This window comes from Serratia sp. PAMC26656 (genome assembly GCF_016469055.2).
GTDB lineage: Bacteria > Pseudomonadota > Gammaproteobacteria > Enterobacterales > Enterobacteriaceae > Serratia > Serratia plymuthica.
Window position 1 is genome coordinate 3,712,061 of record NZ_CP150486.1, and the last position, 14,517, is coordinate 3,726,577.

The 14,517-nt window shown below is 54.6% G+C and carries 14 protein-coding genes, 1 tRNA gene and 1 pseudogene; 3 read left to right on the forward strand and 13 right to left on the reverse strand.

From position 1 onward, the window contains the following. Nucleotides 1-10: 10 nt before the first annotated feature. The 5 genes from JEM67_RS18545 to JEM67_RS18565 all read right to left on the reverse strand — a co-directional run bounded on the left by JEM67_RS18545 (nucleotide 11) and on the right by JEM67_RS18565 (nucleotide 5,153). On the reverse strand, nucleotides 11-727 hold the full coding sequence (locus JEM67_RS18545) for an ABC transporter ATP-binding protein (RefSeq protein WP_197912482.1): 717 nt from the start codon (nucleotides 725-727) through the stop codon (nucleotides 11-13). Next, nucleotides 724-1,599, reverse strand: coding sequence for an ABC transporter ATP-binding protein (locus JEM67_RS18550; RefSeq protein ID WP_006319836.1), 876 nt, complete (start codon nucleotides 1,597-1,599; stop codon nucleotides 724-726). The genes JEM67_RS18545 and JEM67_RS18550 overlap by 4 nt, the downstream gene beginning before the upstream one ends. Then, nucleotides 1,596-2,882, reverse strand: a complete 1,287-nt coding sequence (gene livM, locus JEM67_RS18555) for a high-affinity branched-chain amino acid ABC transporter permease LivM (protein ID WP_199636280.1) — start codon at nucleotides 2,880-2,882, stop codon at nucleotides 1,596-1,598. Before livM ends, JEM67_RS18550 begins: the two co-directional genes overlap by 4 nt. A gap of 10 nt (nucleotides 2,883-2,892) precedes the next feature. Continuing rightward, complete coding sequence (locus JEM67_RS18560; RefSeq protein ID WP_004946913.1) at nucleotides 2,893-3,807, reverse strand: ABC transporter permease subunit; 915 nt, start codon at nucleotides 3,805-3,807, stop codon at nucleotides 2,893-2,895. Between the two features lie 227 nt (nucleotides 3,808-4,034). Continuing rightward, entirely contained in the window at nucleotides 4,035-5,153 is a 1,119-nt protein-coding gene (locus JEM67_RS18565) for a branched-chain amino acid ABC transporter substrate-binding protein (protein WP_199636279.1), read from the reverse strand. A gap of 611 nt (nucleotides 5,154-5,764) precedes the next feature. On the opposite strand from JEM67_RS18565, the gene JEM67_RS18570 reads away from it, so the two are divergent. Then, a tRNA-Asn gene (locus JEM67_RS18570) sits at nucleotides 5,765-5,840 on the forward strand. 65 nt (nucleotides 5,841-5,905) lie between these two features. Here the strand turns inward: JEM67_RS18570 and JEM67_RS18575 are convergent. From JEM67_RS18575 to JEM67_RS18590, 4 genes and pseudogenes are all read right to left on the reverse strand, one after another. Then, nucleotides 5,906-6,155: pseudogene (locus tag JEM67_RS18575) on the reverse strand (zincin-like metallopeptidase domain-containing protein); the annotation flags it as partial. A gap of 235 nt (nucleotides 6,156-6,390) precedes the next feature. Further along, on the reverse strand, nucleotides 6,391-6,702 hold the full coding sequence (locus JEM67_RS18580; protein ID WP_199636277.1) for a hypothetical protein: 312 nt from the start codon (nucleotides 6,700-6,702) through the stop codon (nucleotides 6,391-6,393). Nucleotides 6,703-6,907: 205 nt separating this feature from the next. After that, a complete protein-coding gene (locus tag JEM67_RS18585) occupies nucleotides 6,908-7,234 on the reverse strand; it encodes a hypothetical protein (protein ID WP_013813735.1) in 327 nt (108 codons plus the stop codon). 631 nt (nucleotides 7,235-7,865) lie between these two features. Continuing rightward, a complete protein-coding gene (locus JEM67_RS18590; RefSeq protein WP_199636276.1) occupies nucleotides 7,866-8,774 on the reverse strand; it encodes a LysR family transcriptional regulator in 909 nt (302 codons plus the stop codon). Between the two features lie 99 nt (nucleotides 8,775-8,873). Here JEM67_RS18590 and JEM67_RS18595 point away from each other — a divergent pair, with 99 nt between their 5' ends. Next, nucleotides 8,874-9,281: a carboxymuconolactone decarboxylase family protein gene (locus JEM67_RS18595; protein ID WP_199636275.1), complete on the forward strand. Its 408-nt coding sequence runs from the start codon at nucleotides 8,874-8,876 to the stop codon at nucleotides 9,279-9,281. Nucleotides 9,282-9,380: 99 nt separating this feature from the next. Here the strand turns inward: JEM67_RS18595 and JEM67_RS18600 are convergent, their stop codons facing one another. Both JEM67_RS18600 and JEM67_RS18605 read right to left on the reverse strand, forming a co-directional pair. Continuing rightward, the gene (locus JEM67_RS18600; RefSeq protein ID WP_199636274.1) at nucleotides 9,381-10,571 is read right to left on the reverse strand and encodes an MFS transporter; all 1,191 of its coding nucleotides are present in this window, start codon (nucleotides 10,569-10,571) and stop codon (nucleotides 9,381-9,383) included. After that, nucleotides 10,568-10,849 (reverse strand): hypothetical protein, encoded by a 282-nt coding sequence (locus tag JEM67_RS18605; protein ID WP_199636273.1) that lies wholly within the window; start codon nucleotides 10,847-10,849, stop codon nucleotides 10,568-10,570. The genes JEM67_RS18600 and JEM67_RS18605 overlap by 4 nt, the downstream gene beginning before the upstream one ends. Here JEM67_RS18605 and JEM67_RS18610 point away from each other — a divergent pair. Further along, nucleotides 10,817-11,719, forward strand: a complete 903-nt coding sequence (locus JEM67_RS18610; RefSeq protein WP_199636272.1) for a LysR family transcriptional regulator — start codon at nucleotides 10,817-10,819, stop codon at nucleotides 11,717-11,719. The genes JEM67_RS18605 and JEM67_RS18610 overlap by 33 nt on opposite strands. 351 nt (nucleotides 11,720-12,070) lie before the next feature. On the opposite strand, the gene JEM67_RS18615 is transcribed toward JEM67_RS18610, so the two are convergent. Both JEM67_RS18615 and JEM67_RS18620 read right to left on the reverse strand, forming a co-directional pair. Next, complete coding sequence (locus JEM67_RS18615) at nucleotides 12,071-13,615, reverse strand: HAL/PAL/TAL family ammonia-lyase (protein ID WP_199636271.1); 1,545 nt, start codon at nucleotides 13,613-13,615, stop codon at nucleotides 12,071-12,073. Next, the gene (locus JEM67_RS18620) at nucleotides 13,612-14,496 is read right to left on the reverse strand and encodes an ABC transporter substrate-binding protein (RefSeq protein ID WP_199636270.1); all 885 of its coding nucleotides are present in this window, start codon (nucleotides 14,494-14,496) and stop codon (nucleotides 13,612-13,614) included. Before JEM67_RS18620 ends, JEM67_RS18615 begins: the two co-directional genes overlap by 4 nt. Nucleotides 14,497-14,517: the final 21 nt, after the last annotated feature.

The following is a 14,517-nucleotide window of genomic DNA, read 5'->3' on the forward strand; positions in this document are numbered from 1 at the left end:
GCCTGAGGGTTCAAATCCCGCCCAGATAGGCTTTCCTCACCTCCTGATTGCTCAACAACTCCGCACCGCTGCCGGTCAGACGAATTTGGCCGTTGACCATCACATAGCCGCGATCGGACAGTTTCAGCGCATGGTTGGCATTTTGTTCCACCAGAAACAGCGTCATGCCGCCACGGGTCAGCTCGCGCAGAATACTGAAGATCTGTTTGACGATAATCGGCGCCAGGCCCAGGCTCGGCTCGTCCAACAGCAGCAGCTTCGGCCGGCTCATCAGCGCGCGGGCGATGGCCAACATTTGCTGCTCACCGCCGGACATGGTCATCGCACGCTGGTTGCGCCGCTCCTTCAGGCGCGGGAACAGATCGAACATGCGTTGCAAATCTTCATCCACATAACGGTTGCCGACAGTAATAGTGCCCATCAGCAGGTTTTCCTCCACGCTCATATCCGGGAAAATACGCCGCCCCTCGGGGGCCTGGGCGATGCCGCTGCTGGCAACGTAATGGGTGGAGCGCCGGCTGATATCTTCGCCGCAAAACAGGATCTGCCCGCCGCTGATGCGCGGCTGGCCGAAAATTGACATCAGTAGCGTGGATTTCCCCGCGCCGTTGGCACCGATCAGCGCGACCGTTTCCCCTTCGTTCACCTGCAACGACACCTGCTGCAACGCCTGGATCGGGCCATAAAACACGTCTACGTCGCGAAACTCCAACATCGCATTGCTCATCCCGCCAGCTCCTCTTCATCTGCGCCAAGGTAAGCGGCGATCACCGTGTCGTTATGCTGTATTTCTTTCGGCGTGCCTTCGGCGATCACGTCGCCGTGATCGAGCACGATCACCCGATCGGAGATCTCCATCACCATGCCCATATCGTGTTCGATCAACAGCACCGTAATGCCGTGATGCTGGCGCAGAAAACGGATAATGCGGCTCAGCGTCGCCGTCTCCACCGGGTTCAGGCCGGCGGCCGGTTCGTCGAGACAAATCATCTCCGGCGTGGTGCACATGGCGCGGGCGATCTCCAGCCGCCGCTGCTGGCCGTAGGACATCTCCCCCGCCAGCCGGTTGGCGCAATCCGTCAGCTCCACCACCTCCAGCCAGTAGAAGGCGCGGTTCAGCGCGTCGTTTTCCGCCCGGCGATAACCGGGTGTATTGAGCACGCCGGCGATCAAATTGCGGTTGCTCAGCATGTGCTGGGCCACCAGCAGGTTCTCCACCACCGACATCTCGCGGAACAGCCGGATATTCTGGAAGGTGCGCGCCAGCCCGGCGCGATTAACCAGATGGGTGCCGCCGAACATTTTATAGTAGACGCGCGAACCGAGCCGCTTTGGGTTAACCCAGTCGCCGGCGCGGAATTTCTGCCCCAACACCTGGATAACGTCGGTCGGCCGCTTATGAGTATTGAGCAGGATCGCCCCGCCGGTGGCGCGGTAGAAACCGGTCAGGCAGTTGAACACCGTGGTTTTTCCGGCACCGTTAGGGCCAATCAATGCGGTGATGGAACCGCGTTCAACCGACAGATTCACGTCGTTCAGCGCCTTGATGCCGCCAAAATGCATCATCAGATGCTCAACCCGCAGGATAGCGTCGCTCATGGCGCCACCCCCTTCCGCGGCGCAAAGCTGGTGCGGCTGATACGGACCAGCCCGCGCGGCCGCCAGATCATCATCGCCACCATCAGCACACCGAACAGCAGCACCCGGTATTCGGCAAAGCTGCGCAGCAGTTCCGGCGCCACCGTGAGCACAAACGCCGCCAGCACCACGCCGATGGTCGACCCCATGCCGCCCAGCACCACGATCGCCAGGATCAACGCCGACTCAAAGAAGGTGAACGACGTGGGATTGACGAACCCCTGGTAGGTGGCGAAAAACACCCCGGCCAGCCCGGCGGTGGAAGCGCCCATCATAAAGGCCGACAGCTTCACCAGCACGTGGTTCAGACCAAGCGAACGGCAGGCAATTTCATCCTCGCGCAACGCCTCCCAGGCGCGGCCAATCGGCATCCGCGTCAGCCGGTGTTTGATGTACAGCACCAGCAGCACCACCAGGAACAGCACCGCATAGATAAAAATAAACTTCAGGTTGGGGTTGTAGGCAATACCGAGGAATTCGTGGATCGGCACGCCGCCGTCCTTCGCCCGCCGGCCAAATTCCAGGCCGAAAAGCGTCGGGGCCGGCACCGAAACGCCGTTCGGCCCGCCGGTCAGCGACATCCAGTTATTCAGCACCAGCCTGATGATTTCACCGAACCCCAGCGTGACGATCGCCAGATAATCGCCGTGCATGCGCAACACCGGGAACCCCAGCAACGCCCCTGCCAGCGCCGCCATCAGCGCCCCCAGCGGCAGCATCGCCCAGAACCCCAGCCCGAGATACTGGTAGCCCAGCGCCAGCCCGTAGGCGCCGATGGCGTAAAACGCCACGTAGCCCAGATCCAGCAACCCGGCCAGCCCAACCACGATGTTCAGCCCCAGCCCAAGCAACACGTAAATCAGCCCCAGTATCGCCACCGTCAACAGATATTTGGTGGCGACGAACGGGAACAACACCGCAATCACCGCCATCAGCGGGATTATCCAGCGCAGGCTGGTCTTGGCCCCTATCGGCCGGACATACACCCCGTCATTGCCGCCGTCGAACCGCGCCAGTACCTTGCGCCCCGGCGCCGTTTGCAGGAACAGGCTCAGTAGCAGCCGCCCGGCCATCACCGCGGCAATAATCCACACCAGCCGGCGCGGCTCAAAGTTAAAACTGTAGCCGTTCAGTACGATGCCGACGATCGGCCCGAACACGATCAGGGCGATCAATCCGGCCAGCACGGCGTCCAGCAGGCTGCGTTTCACGTTCAGCCCTTGGTGAACCACTGTTTGCGACATAGTTTACCCCTCAAACCTTAGCGACCATTGGCCGTCCGAGCAGGCCCTGAGGGCGGAAAATCAGGATCACCACCAGCAGCCCGAAGGAGAAAACGTCTTTGTAATCCGAGTTCACCATACCGGCGAACTGCGCCTCCGCCACGCCCAACAGCAGGCCGCCCAACATTGCGCCGGGCAACGAGCCGATGCCGCCCAGCACCGCAGCGGTAAAGGCTTTGATGCCGATGATAAAGCCGACGTAGAAATCGAAGGTGCCGTAGTTCATGGTGATCAACACCCCCGCCAGCCCGGCCATCGCGGCGCCAATCACGAACACCAGGGATATCACCCGATCGGTGTTGATGCCGAGAATCGACGCCATCTTGCGGTCTTGCTGAGTGGCGCGGCAGATGCGCCCCAGCCGGGTGTGCTGGATCACGTAGGTAAGAATGGCCATACCCAGCAGGGACGCGACCAGAATAAACACTTTGGTGTAGGTAATCTGGATTACCCCGCCGTCAAAACCGATGCGGAACACGCCATCCAGCAGCGTCGGGATCCCTTGTTGCCGTGGCCCCTGGCTGATTTGCGCGTAGTTTTGCAGGATCAGTGACATGCCGATGGCGGAGATCAATGGCGCCAGGCGGGTGGAATTGCGCAGCGGTTTGTAGGCGATGCGCTCGATCACCCAACCGTACACACCGGTGATCACGATAGTAAACACCAGCGTGCCGAGGATCAGCAGCGGAAACGAGTGCAAACCGAAGAATGACAGCAGCGCCAGCCCGATGGCGCACAGATAGGCGGAGATCATATACACCTCGCCGTGGGCGAAGTTGATCATGCCGATAATGCCGTAAACCATGGTGTAGCCGATGGCGATCAGGCCATAAACCGCACCGAGCGTCAGGCCGTTAATCAGCTGTTGCAGGAAGAAAACATCCATAATTTGCAGTCTCGCCTGGAGGGGCCGCAAACGAAGTCCGACGCGGCCCAAGAAAGTATCGGAACGGATCCGCACAATGCGCGGATCCGTAACCAGTATTTCTCCAATGGATTTCAAGTTGCAGCTAGGCGGCAAACACGTGAGTCCCCAGGAACTTAGACCCACTAAGTGACTGGGGTGAACGTGTGCAGCCAACAACGCTGCCGCTTGAAAGACGCAGGAGAAAATTAGAGTTGGTGGTATTTACCCTTGTCGTCCCACTGATAGACCACGTAGTCCGATACTTTCAGGTCGCCTTTCTTATCCCAGGCCTTTTTGCCCATCACGGTATCCACGTCGTGCGATTTCAGCCATTCGCTGGCCTTGGCGCTGTCTTTGCCGCCGGTCGCGTTGAAGGCGGCGGCAATCGCCTGGATGGAAGCGTAGGAATAGAGGGTGTAACCTTCCGGCTCAAAACCGCTGGCGCGGAACTTGGCGATAACCGCCTTGCCTTCCGGAATTTGGCGCGGATCGTTGCCGAAGGTCATCAGCACGCCGTTGGTGTACTGCGGCCCGCCGGCAGCAGTCACCAGCTCTTCGGTCACTATACAGTCACCGGAGAAGAACTTGGCGGTCACGCCCTGCTCACGCATCTGGCGCACCAGCGGCCCGGCTTCCGGATGGCAGCCGCCGAAGTAGACCACGTCCGGTTTGACCGAAGCGATTTTGGTCACCAGCGCGTTAAAGTCTTTTTCACCGCGCGACAGCCCTTCATACAGCACCTCTTTCACGCCGCGCTTGTTCATCTCCGCCCTGGCGGCATCCGCCAGCCCCTGGCCGTAGGTGTCTTTGTCGTGGATCACCGCAATGCGTTTGGCCTTCAGGGTGTTCAGCATGTAGTTGGTGGCGATAACCCCCTGCTGATCGTCACGGCCGCACATGCGGAACATGTTGGCCATGCCGCGCTCGGTAATTTGCGGGTTGGTGGAGCCAGGGGTGATGGCGATGATGCCGGCCTCGTCATACACCTCAGAGGCAGGCATGGTGGAGGATGAGCAGAAGTGGCCGACCACCGCCGACACCTTGTCCTGATCGACCAGGCGGTTTGCGACCGCCACCGCCTGTTTCGGTTCGCAGGCGTCGTCGCCCTGCACCAGTTTGATTTTTTCCCCTTTGATCCCGCCGGCAGCGTTGATATCCGCCGCCGCCTGCGAAGCACCGCGCCAGTACTGATCGCCATAGGTCGCATTCGGCCCGGAGAACGGCCCGGCAACGCCGATAACGATATCGGCCTGAGCATAAAAAGCAGAACCTAAACAACCGATAAGCAGAGCAGCGAGCGGACTTTTAATGAATTTCGATGACATTGTTGTTTTCCTCAGCACTGTTTTTATACCCTAAATAATTGGAGCTGCATCAAGGCGGCAAGAACATGAGTCCCCAGGAGCTTACTGAAGTAAGTGACTGGGGCAAGCGTTCACAGCCAACACAGATGTGGCTTCAAGTATGACGGGTATGCAGAACGCCCAAAGGCGCGGAGCAATCACTTTATGTGTAGACGGGGAAAATAATTTGCGCGAGAGCGCAGTCGCATTACCCGCATTTAGGTAAGCAAAAATCCAGCCATTGTGACGGCCAATACATATTTTCTGATTATTCATCCTACATATCAGTGGGAGAATGGGGGCGATCGCTGGCATCAGGGGGCTGAACGGGGACCTATGCGCTAACCGCGCAGAGGAATTTTTTTGGCATTCTGGCCAGTCGGGAATACCCTTTCACACACTCGCACCATAAACGTGCAATCGCCGGTGCAAGGACAATGGCAGGAATTTTCTGATGCCCCCCCGCAAATGAGCGGGATGAGTGCTGAAAAACGACGCAACATGCTCATTCTGACAGCAAACGCGCTTTTTCCTCACTTTAGTGCTTTGACAAACCCACGGCACCCCGCTATTATTCGCCCCGTTCACACGATTCCTCTGTAGTTCAGTCGGTAGAACGGCGGACTGTTAATCCGTATGTCACTGGTTCGAGTCCAGTCAGAGGAGCCATATTAGAGAAGCCCGCTTAAGGAAACTTAAGCGGGCTTTTTGCTTTTGAGGTCACTTGATCTATCTCAAACTGGGTTCTTATCCATCAAATAACGATGCGCTTTTGACGCCGCGCTGGCGACGTTGAAAATATAGCCTTTGTCGTTCTTTAAATGCTTTCAGCCAGGAATCAATATCACTTTCATGCTGTCCCTCTCCAACAATGCCCAAATCCGCCACAGGGAACGCGCTTCCCAACTCGGCAATGAACACCTCAAACGCATACCCTTCACGGCCAAACTTGCCTGTAATTTCACGGCTAAATCGGTTTTTACCCACGTGTAAGTCGCACCATTCACTTTTAGAGATCTTCCGACATACTGATTATTAGCCGACAATCTGATCTCAGGCCTGATTTAACACAATGCTCACCACATAATTTCATAATAAAATTCAATAAATTATTATGTGATTGTTAGTCATCAGGGATGTTGACTGAATAACCTTGCAAAGCTGGAGGCGTTCGACGAGCTTGTACCCTCATTGGCCGCTTAATGTGAAAGAACCTTTTTTAGTGCCCCCATCCCTTGCCATAGCTATCAAAGATGAAGGTTGTATCTGTCCTAATATTCCCGCCCGGGAACTGTAGTCGCTTTTGAGTCTGGGTATGAAATTCAAGCCCTTTTGTCTCCTGTTTAATACCGTTTCCTTTACCGGAACTACTCAGCAGCGGAATAGGCTCCGATGCTAAAATGTTATTCACGCCAGTTTGCACATCTAAATCGCATTTATCCCAAGTATTTTTAAGGATCTGAATCCTCACTTCATAGGGCTTGTTGCCCATTCCTATAACCTGATATTTTTTGTCTATATAATAAGCCATCGTTTACTCTCCAACACTTTTCTGATTAAAGTTAATCTGCTCATTCTGTGCAGATAACGACGATTCACTCAGGAATGCCGGACTTGCGGAATTCATAGGTGTAAGTGTTCTGTAAAACATAGCGGAAAAATAATCGATTCTATATCCAGGGACTTATCAGCATTTCGAATCTGATAATTCCCTTTAGTATAGGTTTTTATCTAAATTACTCAATCAACACGATAGCAAACCCAATGATAGTGGTACCAACGGCATCATACGTCGCAATCTGACCGTTTGGAGCGAAGGAAACAAACGGATTTCCCTGACCGGAACTACCGAGCACAGCATGCCCATGTGGCGTTACGGCCAAGGCATCACTTGGGACACCAATTTCATTAAGCGGCGGAGTCGTTCTGGACTGCGCCACCGGATAATCGCCGCTGTTCCAACTAGTGGTATGCCATTTCCCGTCACTTCCCAGCCATTGAACTGAGAAATTAAACACATACCCACCTTTATTATTTACTGTAATTTTCTGTACTTGCCTCATAGCATTCACCTTTATTTTTCATCATTTAATAAAAGTACATTTATTTATGCAGTGGCATGAGTTTATAGCTCGTGCTTCACTGAAGCGTATCAGAGTTATTTTATTTATCAACAAATCCACACTTAAATTATTAATTACCAAGCTCATTAAATAACGTAAAATAATAATAATTTAAAATTAGGACGCGTCTATTAATTGCATGACCTCTGGTAAAACAGTCGGATAAAGGAGGCAATGGAAAAGTGTGGGGCAATAGTTTTTATGCCGCCATAGCTGACGGATATCCGAGTTACGCCAATTTGGCCATCGATAGGTAGATTAAGAGCACGCTATTTATTTGTAATGCACACATTAAAAAAACACTGCAAGTCATGTAACGACATTAACTATCTCTATCGTAACTGCAAGAACTCACTCAGCACCTGACAATTAAATGTCAAATCGCTCTTCATTTTCATTAACAAATGAAAAACGGAGTGTACGAATGGCTATTTTAATGTTTTTAAATTAAAACCATAAAGTTTATATTATTTCATTTTAATATATGTCAATTGTAATTTAAAAACCTCGCTTTATTTGATAGTTAAAATCATGCTCAGTATTATTGGACGTTACTCTTCAGCGATAAGCGCTACCCCTTGTGAAGAACGAGTGTCTCCTTAAAATGCTGCAGCAGAAAATCGACATATAGACGGATTTTCGGCAACTGCTGGCGGTCAGCAAACGTAAGAATATGCACCTGTCTCGCCAAGGGTTGATACTCCGGCAGCAGAGGTATCAGCCTGCCCTGGCGCAAATCCTCGGCCAGCAACACCTCCGGTTGCATTAAAATTCCCAGCCCATTTAACGCTGCGCTGCGCAGGGCCTCGCCATTATTGACCGCCATAACGATATTGACCGGCACTTTGATCAGTTTACCGCCTTGCTGCAGTGACCATTCACTGCCCGCCAGTGGGTGGGCAAACCCCAGGCAGCGGTGCTCGATCAACTCTTCAGGGTGAACAGGCGTACCCGCGCGCTCCAGATAGGCGGGAGAGGCACAGATGACCGATCGATACGCAGCCAGCCGGCGGGCGACCAACGAATTCACATGTTCCAGTTCGCCCACTTTAATCATGACGTCGATCCCCTCCTCCGCCATGTCCATCGTCTTGTCACTCAGCACCAGATCCAACGTCATCTCAGGCCAGGTGGTGAGAAACCGTGCGGTGACCGGGGACAGTGCATGTACCCCAAATGAAACGGGGCAAGCCACCTTCAACCTTCCTCGTGGGCTCTGGTGCAATGCCAACGCGACCGACTCCGTATCCTCAATATCGGCTAAAATGCGCCGACAACTCTGATAATAAGCACTTCCGAAGTCAGTAAGGCTCTGCCTGCGCGTCGTTCGGTTCAGCAGGCGAACGCCGAGATGTTTTTCCAGCGCTTTAATATGCAGCCCGACCATAGTGCCGCTCAGTCGCATTTCTTCGGCAACTGCACTAAAACTGCCGCGTTCCACCACGCGCACAAACACCGACATGCTTTCCAGTTTGTTCACAATTACCAAGTTTTTCTTGTTAAAGATTAAACTATAACGCTGTTTATCAACTCCTGTTAGCGAGTTTTAATTAAACCTCACTCAGACAGGAGAATGAAAATGGTGACGAATCCAGAGTTGCGCGAAAGGGGTTTAGCGTTGTTTACCAAGTTGTATGGTGATGGTGCCGGGGAAGCATTACGCCAAGATATGGCCGATCTATGCCCCGACTTTACAGATATTTCAATAGAATGGGCAATGGGCGGCATCCTTTCACGACCCGGCCTGGACGCCATGACGCGGGAGCTGGTCGTGGTCGCGTCCTGCGTCACCCTGGGCCATACCGTTCCGCAACTGCGCGCGCATACTCAGGCGGCACTGAATGCCGGGGCCAGTCGTGAACAAATTATTGAGGCCATCCTGCAATTGTTGTTTTATGCCGGGGGTGCTGCGGTACGTAATGCGTTGGTTAATGTGCGCGATATTCTGAACGCCCCAGCGCATAGCGGAAAACAAACTCCGACCTGAACAAGGTATGCATGTGGAGCCCCCTCAATCTTTCCCCATCGGCGCCAGCAAGGCGCCCTCTTTAAGCATCAAAAAAAGCCGTTCCCTTTGCTGACGACGTCACCGCACCACGGCTCTTTTGCTTTTTACCCCCAACATTTGAAACAGCATCCAAACTATTCCCAACACTACCACGCACGCCCCTACCCATGCAGTGCTCACCAATCCCGTGATTTCCAAAGCAATCCCTCCCAGAATAGAACCTAAAGCAATACCGCCGTTAAACCCGGCGATATTCAGGCCCGCCGCCACTGCGGGTGCCTGTGGCGCATGCTCATGGGACAAGCCTATCACCCGAGCCTGAAGCGCAGGCACCGCTGCGTAGGTCAAAGCGCCAAGCAAGCCGATAAGTATCGCCATGAGCACAACCGATACGGCTGACGCCCCGATGGCAAGCAATACCACGGCCAGCCCAACCAATATGATCATCACCGCATAATCCGCACCTTTACGATCGGTCAGCCGCCCGCCCCAAACGTTCCCGATTGCCGCCATCACGCCGTATCCGAGCATCAATAAACTGCCGGTGCTTTCATGGACTTGAGTGACGTGCAACAAAATGGGCGAGATATAGGTATAAAGAGCGAACGAACCGGCGTAGGCCAATACGGTAATACCGGCGCCGGCCAGGAGGCGCGGATTAAACATCGCCTTAAGGCCGTCCAGGGCGTTGGCCTGATTTGAAGCATCATTGTGGTCAGTCGGCATGAGTACCAGCAGGCCCAGAAAACCAATAGCACCGCTGACGGCAACAGCCATGAAAATCACCGGCCAATTGAAAAGACTGCCGAGATAAGTCCCCAAAGGCACCCCAAGGGCCAAAGCCAGCGTCAGGCCGCCAAAAACGACAGCGACAGCGGCACCAGCACGATCACGCCCTACCAACTGCGTCGCTACGCTGGAGGCCACGGCGAGAAACACGCCGTGGCCCAACCCTGAAGCGAAGCGAGCGACCAGCATCGGCGTCAGCGAATCCGACAGGCTCACAATGGCATTGCCCAGGGTAAACAACGCCATCGCTACCAGTAACAATCGCTTTCTTGGCCAACGCGTGGCAAGCGCAGTCAAACCCGGCGCGCCAATCACCGCCCCCAAAGCATAGGCCGTCACCGCCGCCCCTACCTGGCTGACGCTGGTATGAAGATCTTCAGAAATATTGGACACCAGACCTATGGTGACGAACTCGGTGAACCCCAAAGCGAAGGCACACAGTGCAAACACGTAAATAACGAAAGGCGTACGTTCACTCATGCTTTATTTCTCCCCCCATCGGCATCCGTTACTTCTGTCGGCCCTTTTCTGTCATGAGGGGTCAATACGAACAAAATGCGTTTTGTCATTTCTTGATTCCTTTGAAATAAATGCGCGTGGCCCCGGCCATCACCTTGAGCAATACAGACCGGGCTAACCTCATCAAAGTCCATCTTGGATGATTTGATTTGCACTTCAAAGTGTCTAAAATCGACAAACACTTTCTCCAAAAAAGGCCAAATCCATTGCGCAATGACGATCTCGCCGTCTTTTTGCATGTGGTCGACCGCCATAGCTTTTCCGCTGCGGCACGAGACCTGCAAATTTCCCCGAAGGCTGTCAGCAAACAGATTGCGAGGCTGGAAGGCGCGCTTGGAACCACCCTGTTTGAAAGGAATACGCGTAACTTACGCATTACGGACGAGGGTCGCGCCATTGCGGAAAGGGCCCGTGTAGCCTTATCCGTGCTTGATGAAGTTAAAGAATTGGCTCGGGGCGGCAGTCAGGAACTGACCGGTAATATACGTCTGACCGCCCCAGCGCCCTTCGGGCGGAAATTTGTCGCGGCGGCGATCACGGACTTCAGCCGTTTGCATCCCAGAGTGGGGTTTGATTTACGCTTGTCTGATCAAATTCAGGATCTGTATAGCGGTGATTTGGATCTGGCGATACGCATGGGGGAATTGGCCGACTCAAGGCTGCTTGCTCGCCGGGTGGCCGATAACCGCCGTATCCTGGTCGCGTCCCCCGCCTATATCAAAGCACATGGCAGCCCTCAAAGCCCCGAAGCGCTGAAAAACCATAATTGCCTGGTGTTTGCCTACCCAGGATTATTGCAAAACACCTGGCGGATACAAAAAAATAGCCTTGAAGAAGCGATCGTTATTGATGGCACGCTAAGCAGCGACAATGGCGACGTGTTACATGAATGGTGCCTTGCCGGGTTGGGCATTTCCCTGCGTGAAACCTGGGACGTTCACGAGGAATTACGCAGCGGCCATCTGCTACGCGTGCTGGCCGACTGGGAGGGCGTAGCATCGAAAATAAGTCTCGTCCGGGCGCGAAGAGAGCCTGTACCGCACAGACTCACCGCCTTCAGTGATTTCTTGCTTGAACGGTGGCGGCTGGCACCCTGGGATGACGCCTGACTGCGCATGTGCCTATCGAGTTGGCTCAAAGCAATCCACAGGATGCAGCAAAACTGTCGCGGACGATGAATGCAGGATACGGCAATAACCGGTTATTGATCATCTCTCGTCCGCATTTTTAATATTCCGATGCCGAACGTGCGCGGCTCTCATGCATAACTCGATAAATATATAGCGATTGCACCTGGCGACATGCCGGAAGCCACCTGTTCGGCTATCGAATATCTTGAATCAGGTGGCACACTCCTCCAGCAAGAACACCAGCATCACGATTCTACCCAGGACTTCTACGCACGCAGGAGAGGTTCAAACACCTTGCCCCTTTCAGTGGCCGTGAATGGGTTGGCGTACTCATGCCGAACCTCCGTGAGCGGGTTCGGGAAAGATAAGCGGTTCAAGCGCCCGGTAAATATCCCCGTGTTTGACCAACAGCCGGATGGCCAGCATATCCGGATACATTTCCTCATCGCGCTGCCTGAACGCCACCTGCTGACGCACCAACGAAAGCACCCTTTCGGTGCCCGTGGACGCCCGCAACGGCCGGTGAAACTCCACCGCCTGCGTGGCGCACAATATTTCTATCGCCACGATATCGATGGCATTTTCGACGGCATCGATGGCATTACGCGCCGCCGTGACGCCCATAGAAATGTGATCTTCCTGTCCGGCGCAGGTGGACACGGTATGCACGCTGGCCGGTGCCGCCAAGGCTCGGTTTTCCCCTGCCAGCGCGGCCGCAGCGTAAGGCGGGATCATCATTCCTGAATGCGCCCCACCGTCCGCCACTAAAAAGGCCGGTAAGCCGCTGAGATGACTGTTGGTCAGCCGATCGGAACGCGCCTGCGAACCGGTACTGAGCTGGGCAATGGCGATCGCCAGCGCATCGAGACACAACGCAACCGGGGCGCCATGCCCGTTGCCGCCCGGCAGCACATTCAGTTCCCCGTCTTCAACCATAAACACCGGATTGTCAGTGACAGAATTGACCTCGGTGGTCAGGGTTTTCTGGCAATAACTCAGCCCATCACGCACCGCGCCATGCATTTGCGGGATGCAGCGCAGGCTCAGGGCATCCTGAACGCGGAAATCGCGGTATCTGTCCAGGATCTCGCTGTCACGCAGCAAGCAGCGTAAAATCCGCGCGGTTTCCTGCTGCCCGTCATGCGGCCTCAGGGCATGCAAGCGGGCGTCATAACCACGAGTATTCCCTTTGAGCACCTCCAGGCTCATGCCTCCGGCGGCGTCCGCCACCGGGATGAGTTCCCGGAAAGCTTCCGCTGCCAGACACCCGAGCGCCGTAATTTCGTAGGTGCCGCTGACCAGCGCATGGCCTTCGCGCGGGCCGGGAATGCGCAGGGCAATACCCGCCCGCTCCAGCGCTTCGCGGGCAGGCAACAGCTCGCCCTGATAGAACGATTTTCCGTAGCCAAACACCGACAGTCCGATGTGCGCCGTGGCAATCAGATACCCGACCGACCCCTTACCGGGCGACCACGGGATCACGCCCTTATTGAGCATATCCGCCATGGTCAGCACCAATGCCGGGCTGACGCCGCTGAAACCCTGTAACAGGGATTTAATCATCACCGCCATCATCGCGCGCACTTCATGCTGTGCCAGTTCTGGCCCCACCCCGCACGCATGACTTTTCAGCATATTCAGTTGCACATCAGAGATTTGTTCCGGCGATAACCGCTGCGTGACCAGATCGCCCACGCCGGTGGTCAACCCATAAATCACTTTATTTTCGGCTATCGCCTGTCTGATTTTCTCGTGCACAATCTCCATGCAGTCTAACGCTGGCGGTGAGAGCAACACCTGTGCGCCGTAAGCAATATCAACGATGTCGCGGATCGACGTTTCAGCCGTGCCTAAGGTGACCGGTGGCGTCCTCATTTATTCAGACCGTGTTGAGTCAGCCATTCTTTCGCCACCGCATCAACGCTTTCGAAATTCGCCAGTTTGCCGTTCATCACGATCAAATCGCTGGTCGTCAGCTGTGCGGATACGGCTTTGAGCGTGGTTTCGACCACTTCGCTGGCTTTGTCTTTCGCAATCAACGGCACGATATTTTGCGCAGGGAACAAGTGTTTGGAATCTTCCAGCGCCACCAGATTTTTGGTTTTAATGGCCGGATCGGTTGAGGTCATATCCGCCACCTGGATCTGATTGTTGGTCAGCGCAGACAGCGTCAGCGGGCCGGCAACATCAAGCACCTTAAAGTTTTTGAAGGTCAATCCGTACACTTCGCTCAACCCTCTCACGCCCTCACGGCGGGTTTTCCATTCTGCCGGGCCGCCCAGCACCAGCGTTTTGGCGACCGGAGCCAGATCGCTGATGTCTTTCAGGTTGTATTTCTTCGCGGTTTTTTCCGTTACTGCCAGTACATCGCGGTCCTGCGCGGCTGAAATATCCAGCATCTTGATTTTTTCCGGCAACGCTTTGGCCAGCGCCGCGGCCACATCTTCGGAAGAGTGAGCCTGTGTTTTTTCGTCGAGATAACTCAGCGTGGCACCGCTGTATTCAGGGATCAGGTTGATGGAACCGTCGAGCAACGCGGGCATGTAAACCTCACGGCTGCCGATATTGAGTTTGGTTTCCACTTTGACGTTTTTAGCGGCCAGCGCCTGCTCGTAAATAGTGGCAATCAGTTGGCTTTCCGGGAAGTCTGCGGAACCGATGATAATGGTTCCACTGGCATCAGCAGAGAGAGCCACAGGAGCATGCACCACGGCGGCAGAAAACAGGGCAACGGCAAGCAGATTTTTCAATTTCATTTTTATCAGACTCCGGAATGA

Excerpts from the sequence above, each read along its gene's own strand:
- JEM67_RS18595 (WP_199636275.1), top strand. The coding sequence starts at position 8,874 with ATGGTGACGAATCCAGAGTTGCGCGAAAGGGGTTTAGCGTTGTTTACC.
- JEM67_RS18580 (WP_199636277.1), bottom strand. The coding sequence starts at position 6,702 with ATGGCTTATTATATAGACAAAAAATATCAGGTTATAGGAATGGGCAAC.
- JEM67_RS18605 (WP_199636273.1), bottom strand. The coding sequence starts at position 10,849 with ATGCAAAAAGACGGCGAGATCGTCATTGCGCAATGGATTTGGCCTTTT.
- JEM67_RS18550 (WP_006319836.1), bottom strand. The coding sequence starts at position 1,599 with ATGAGCGACGCTATCCTGCGGGTTGAGCATCTGATGATGCATTTTGGC.
- JEM67_RS18585 (WP_013813735.1), bottom strand. The coding sequence starts at position 7,234 with ATGAGGCAAGTACAGAAAATTACAGTAAATAATAAAGGTGGGTATGTG.
- JEM67_RS18545 (WP_197912482.1), bottom strand. The coding sequence starts at position 727 with ATGAGCAATGCGATGTTGGAGTTTCGCGACGTAGACGTGTTTTATGGC.
- JEM67_RS18615 (WP_199636271.1), bottom strand. The coding sequence starts at position 13,615 with ATGAGGACGCCACCGGTCACCTTAGGCACGGCTGAAACGTCGATCCGC.
- JEM67_RS18565 (WP_199636279.1), bottom strand. The coding sequence starts at position 5,153 with ATGTCATCGAAATTCATTAAAAGTCCGCTCGCTGCTCTGCTTATCGGT.
- JEM67_RS18560 (WP_004946913.1), bottom strand. The coding sequence starts at position 3,807 with ATGGATGTTTTCTTCCTGCAACAGCTGATTAACGGCCTGACGCTCGGT.
- livM (WP_199636280.1), bottom strand. The coding sequence starts at position 2,882 with ATGTCGCAAACAGTGGTTCACCAAGGGCTGAACGTGAAACGCAGCCTG.
- JEM67_RS18600 (WP_199636274.1), bottom strand. The coding sequence starts at position 10,571 with ATGAGTGAACGTACGCCTTTCGTTATTTACGTGTTTGCACTGTGTGCC.
- JEM67_RS18620 (WP_199636270.1), bottom strand. The coding sequence starts at position 14,496 with ATGAAATTGAAAAATCTGCTTGCCGTTGCCCTGTTTTCTGCCGCCGTG.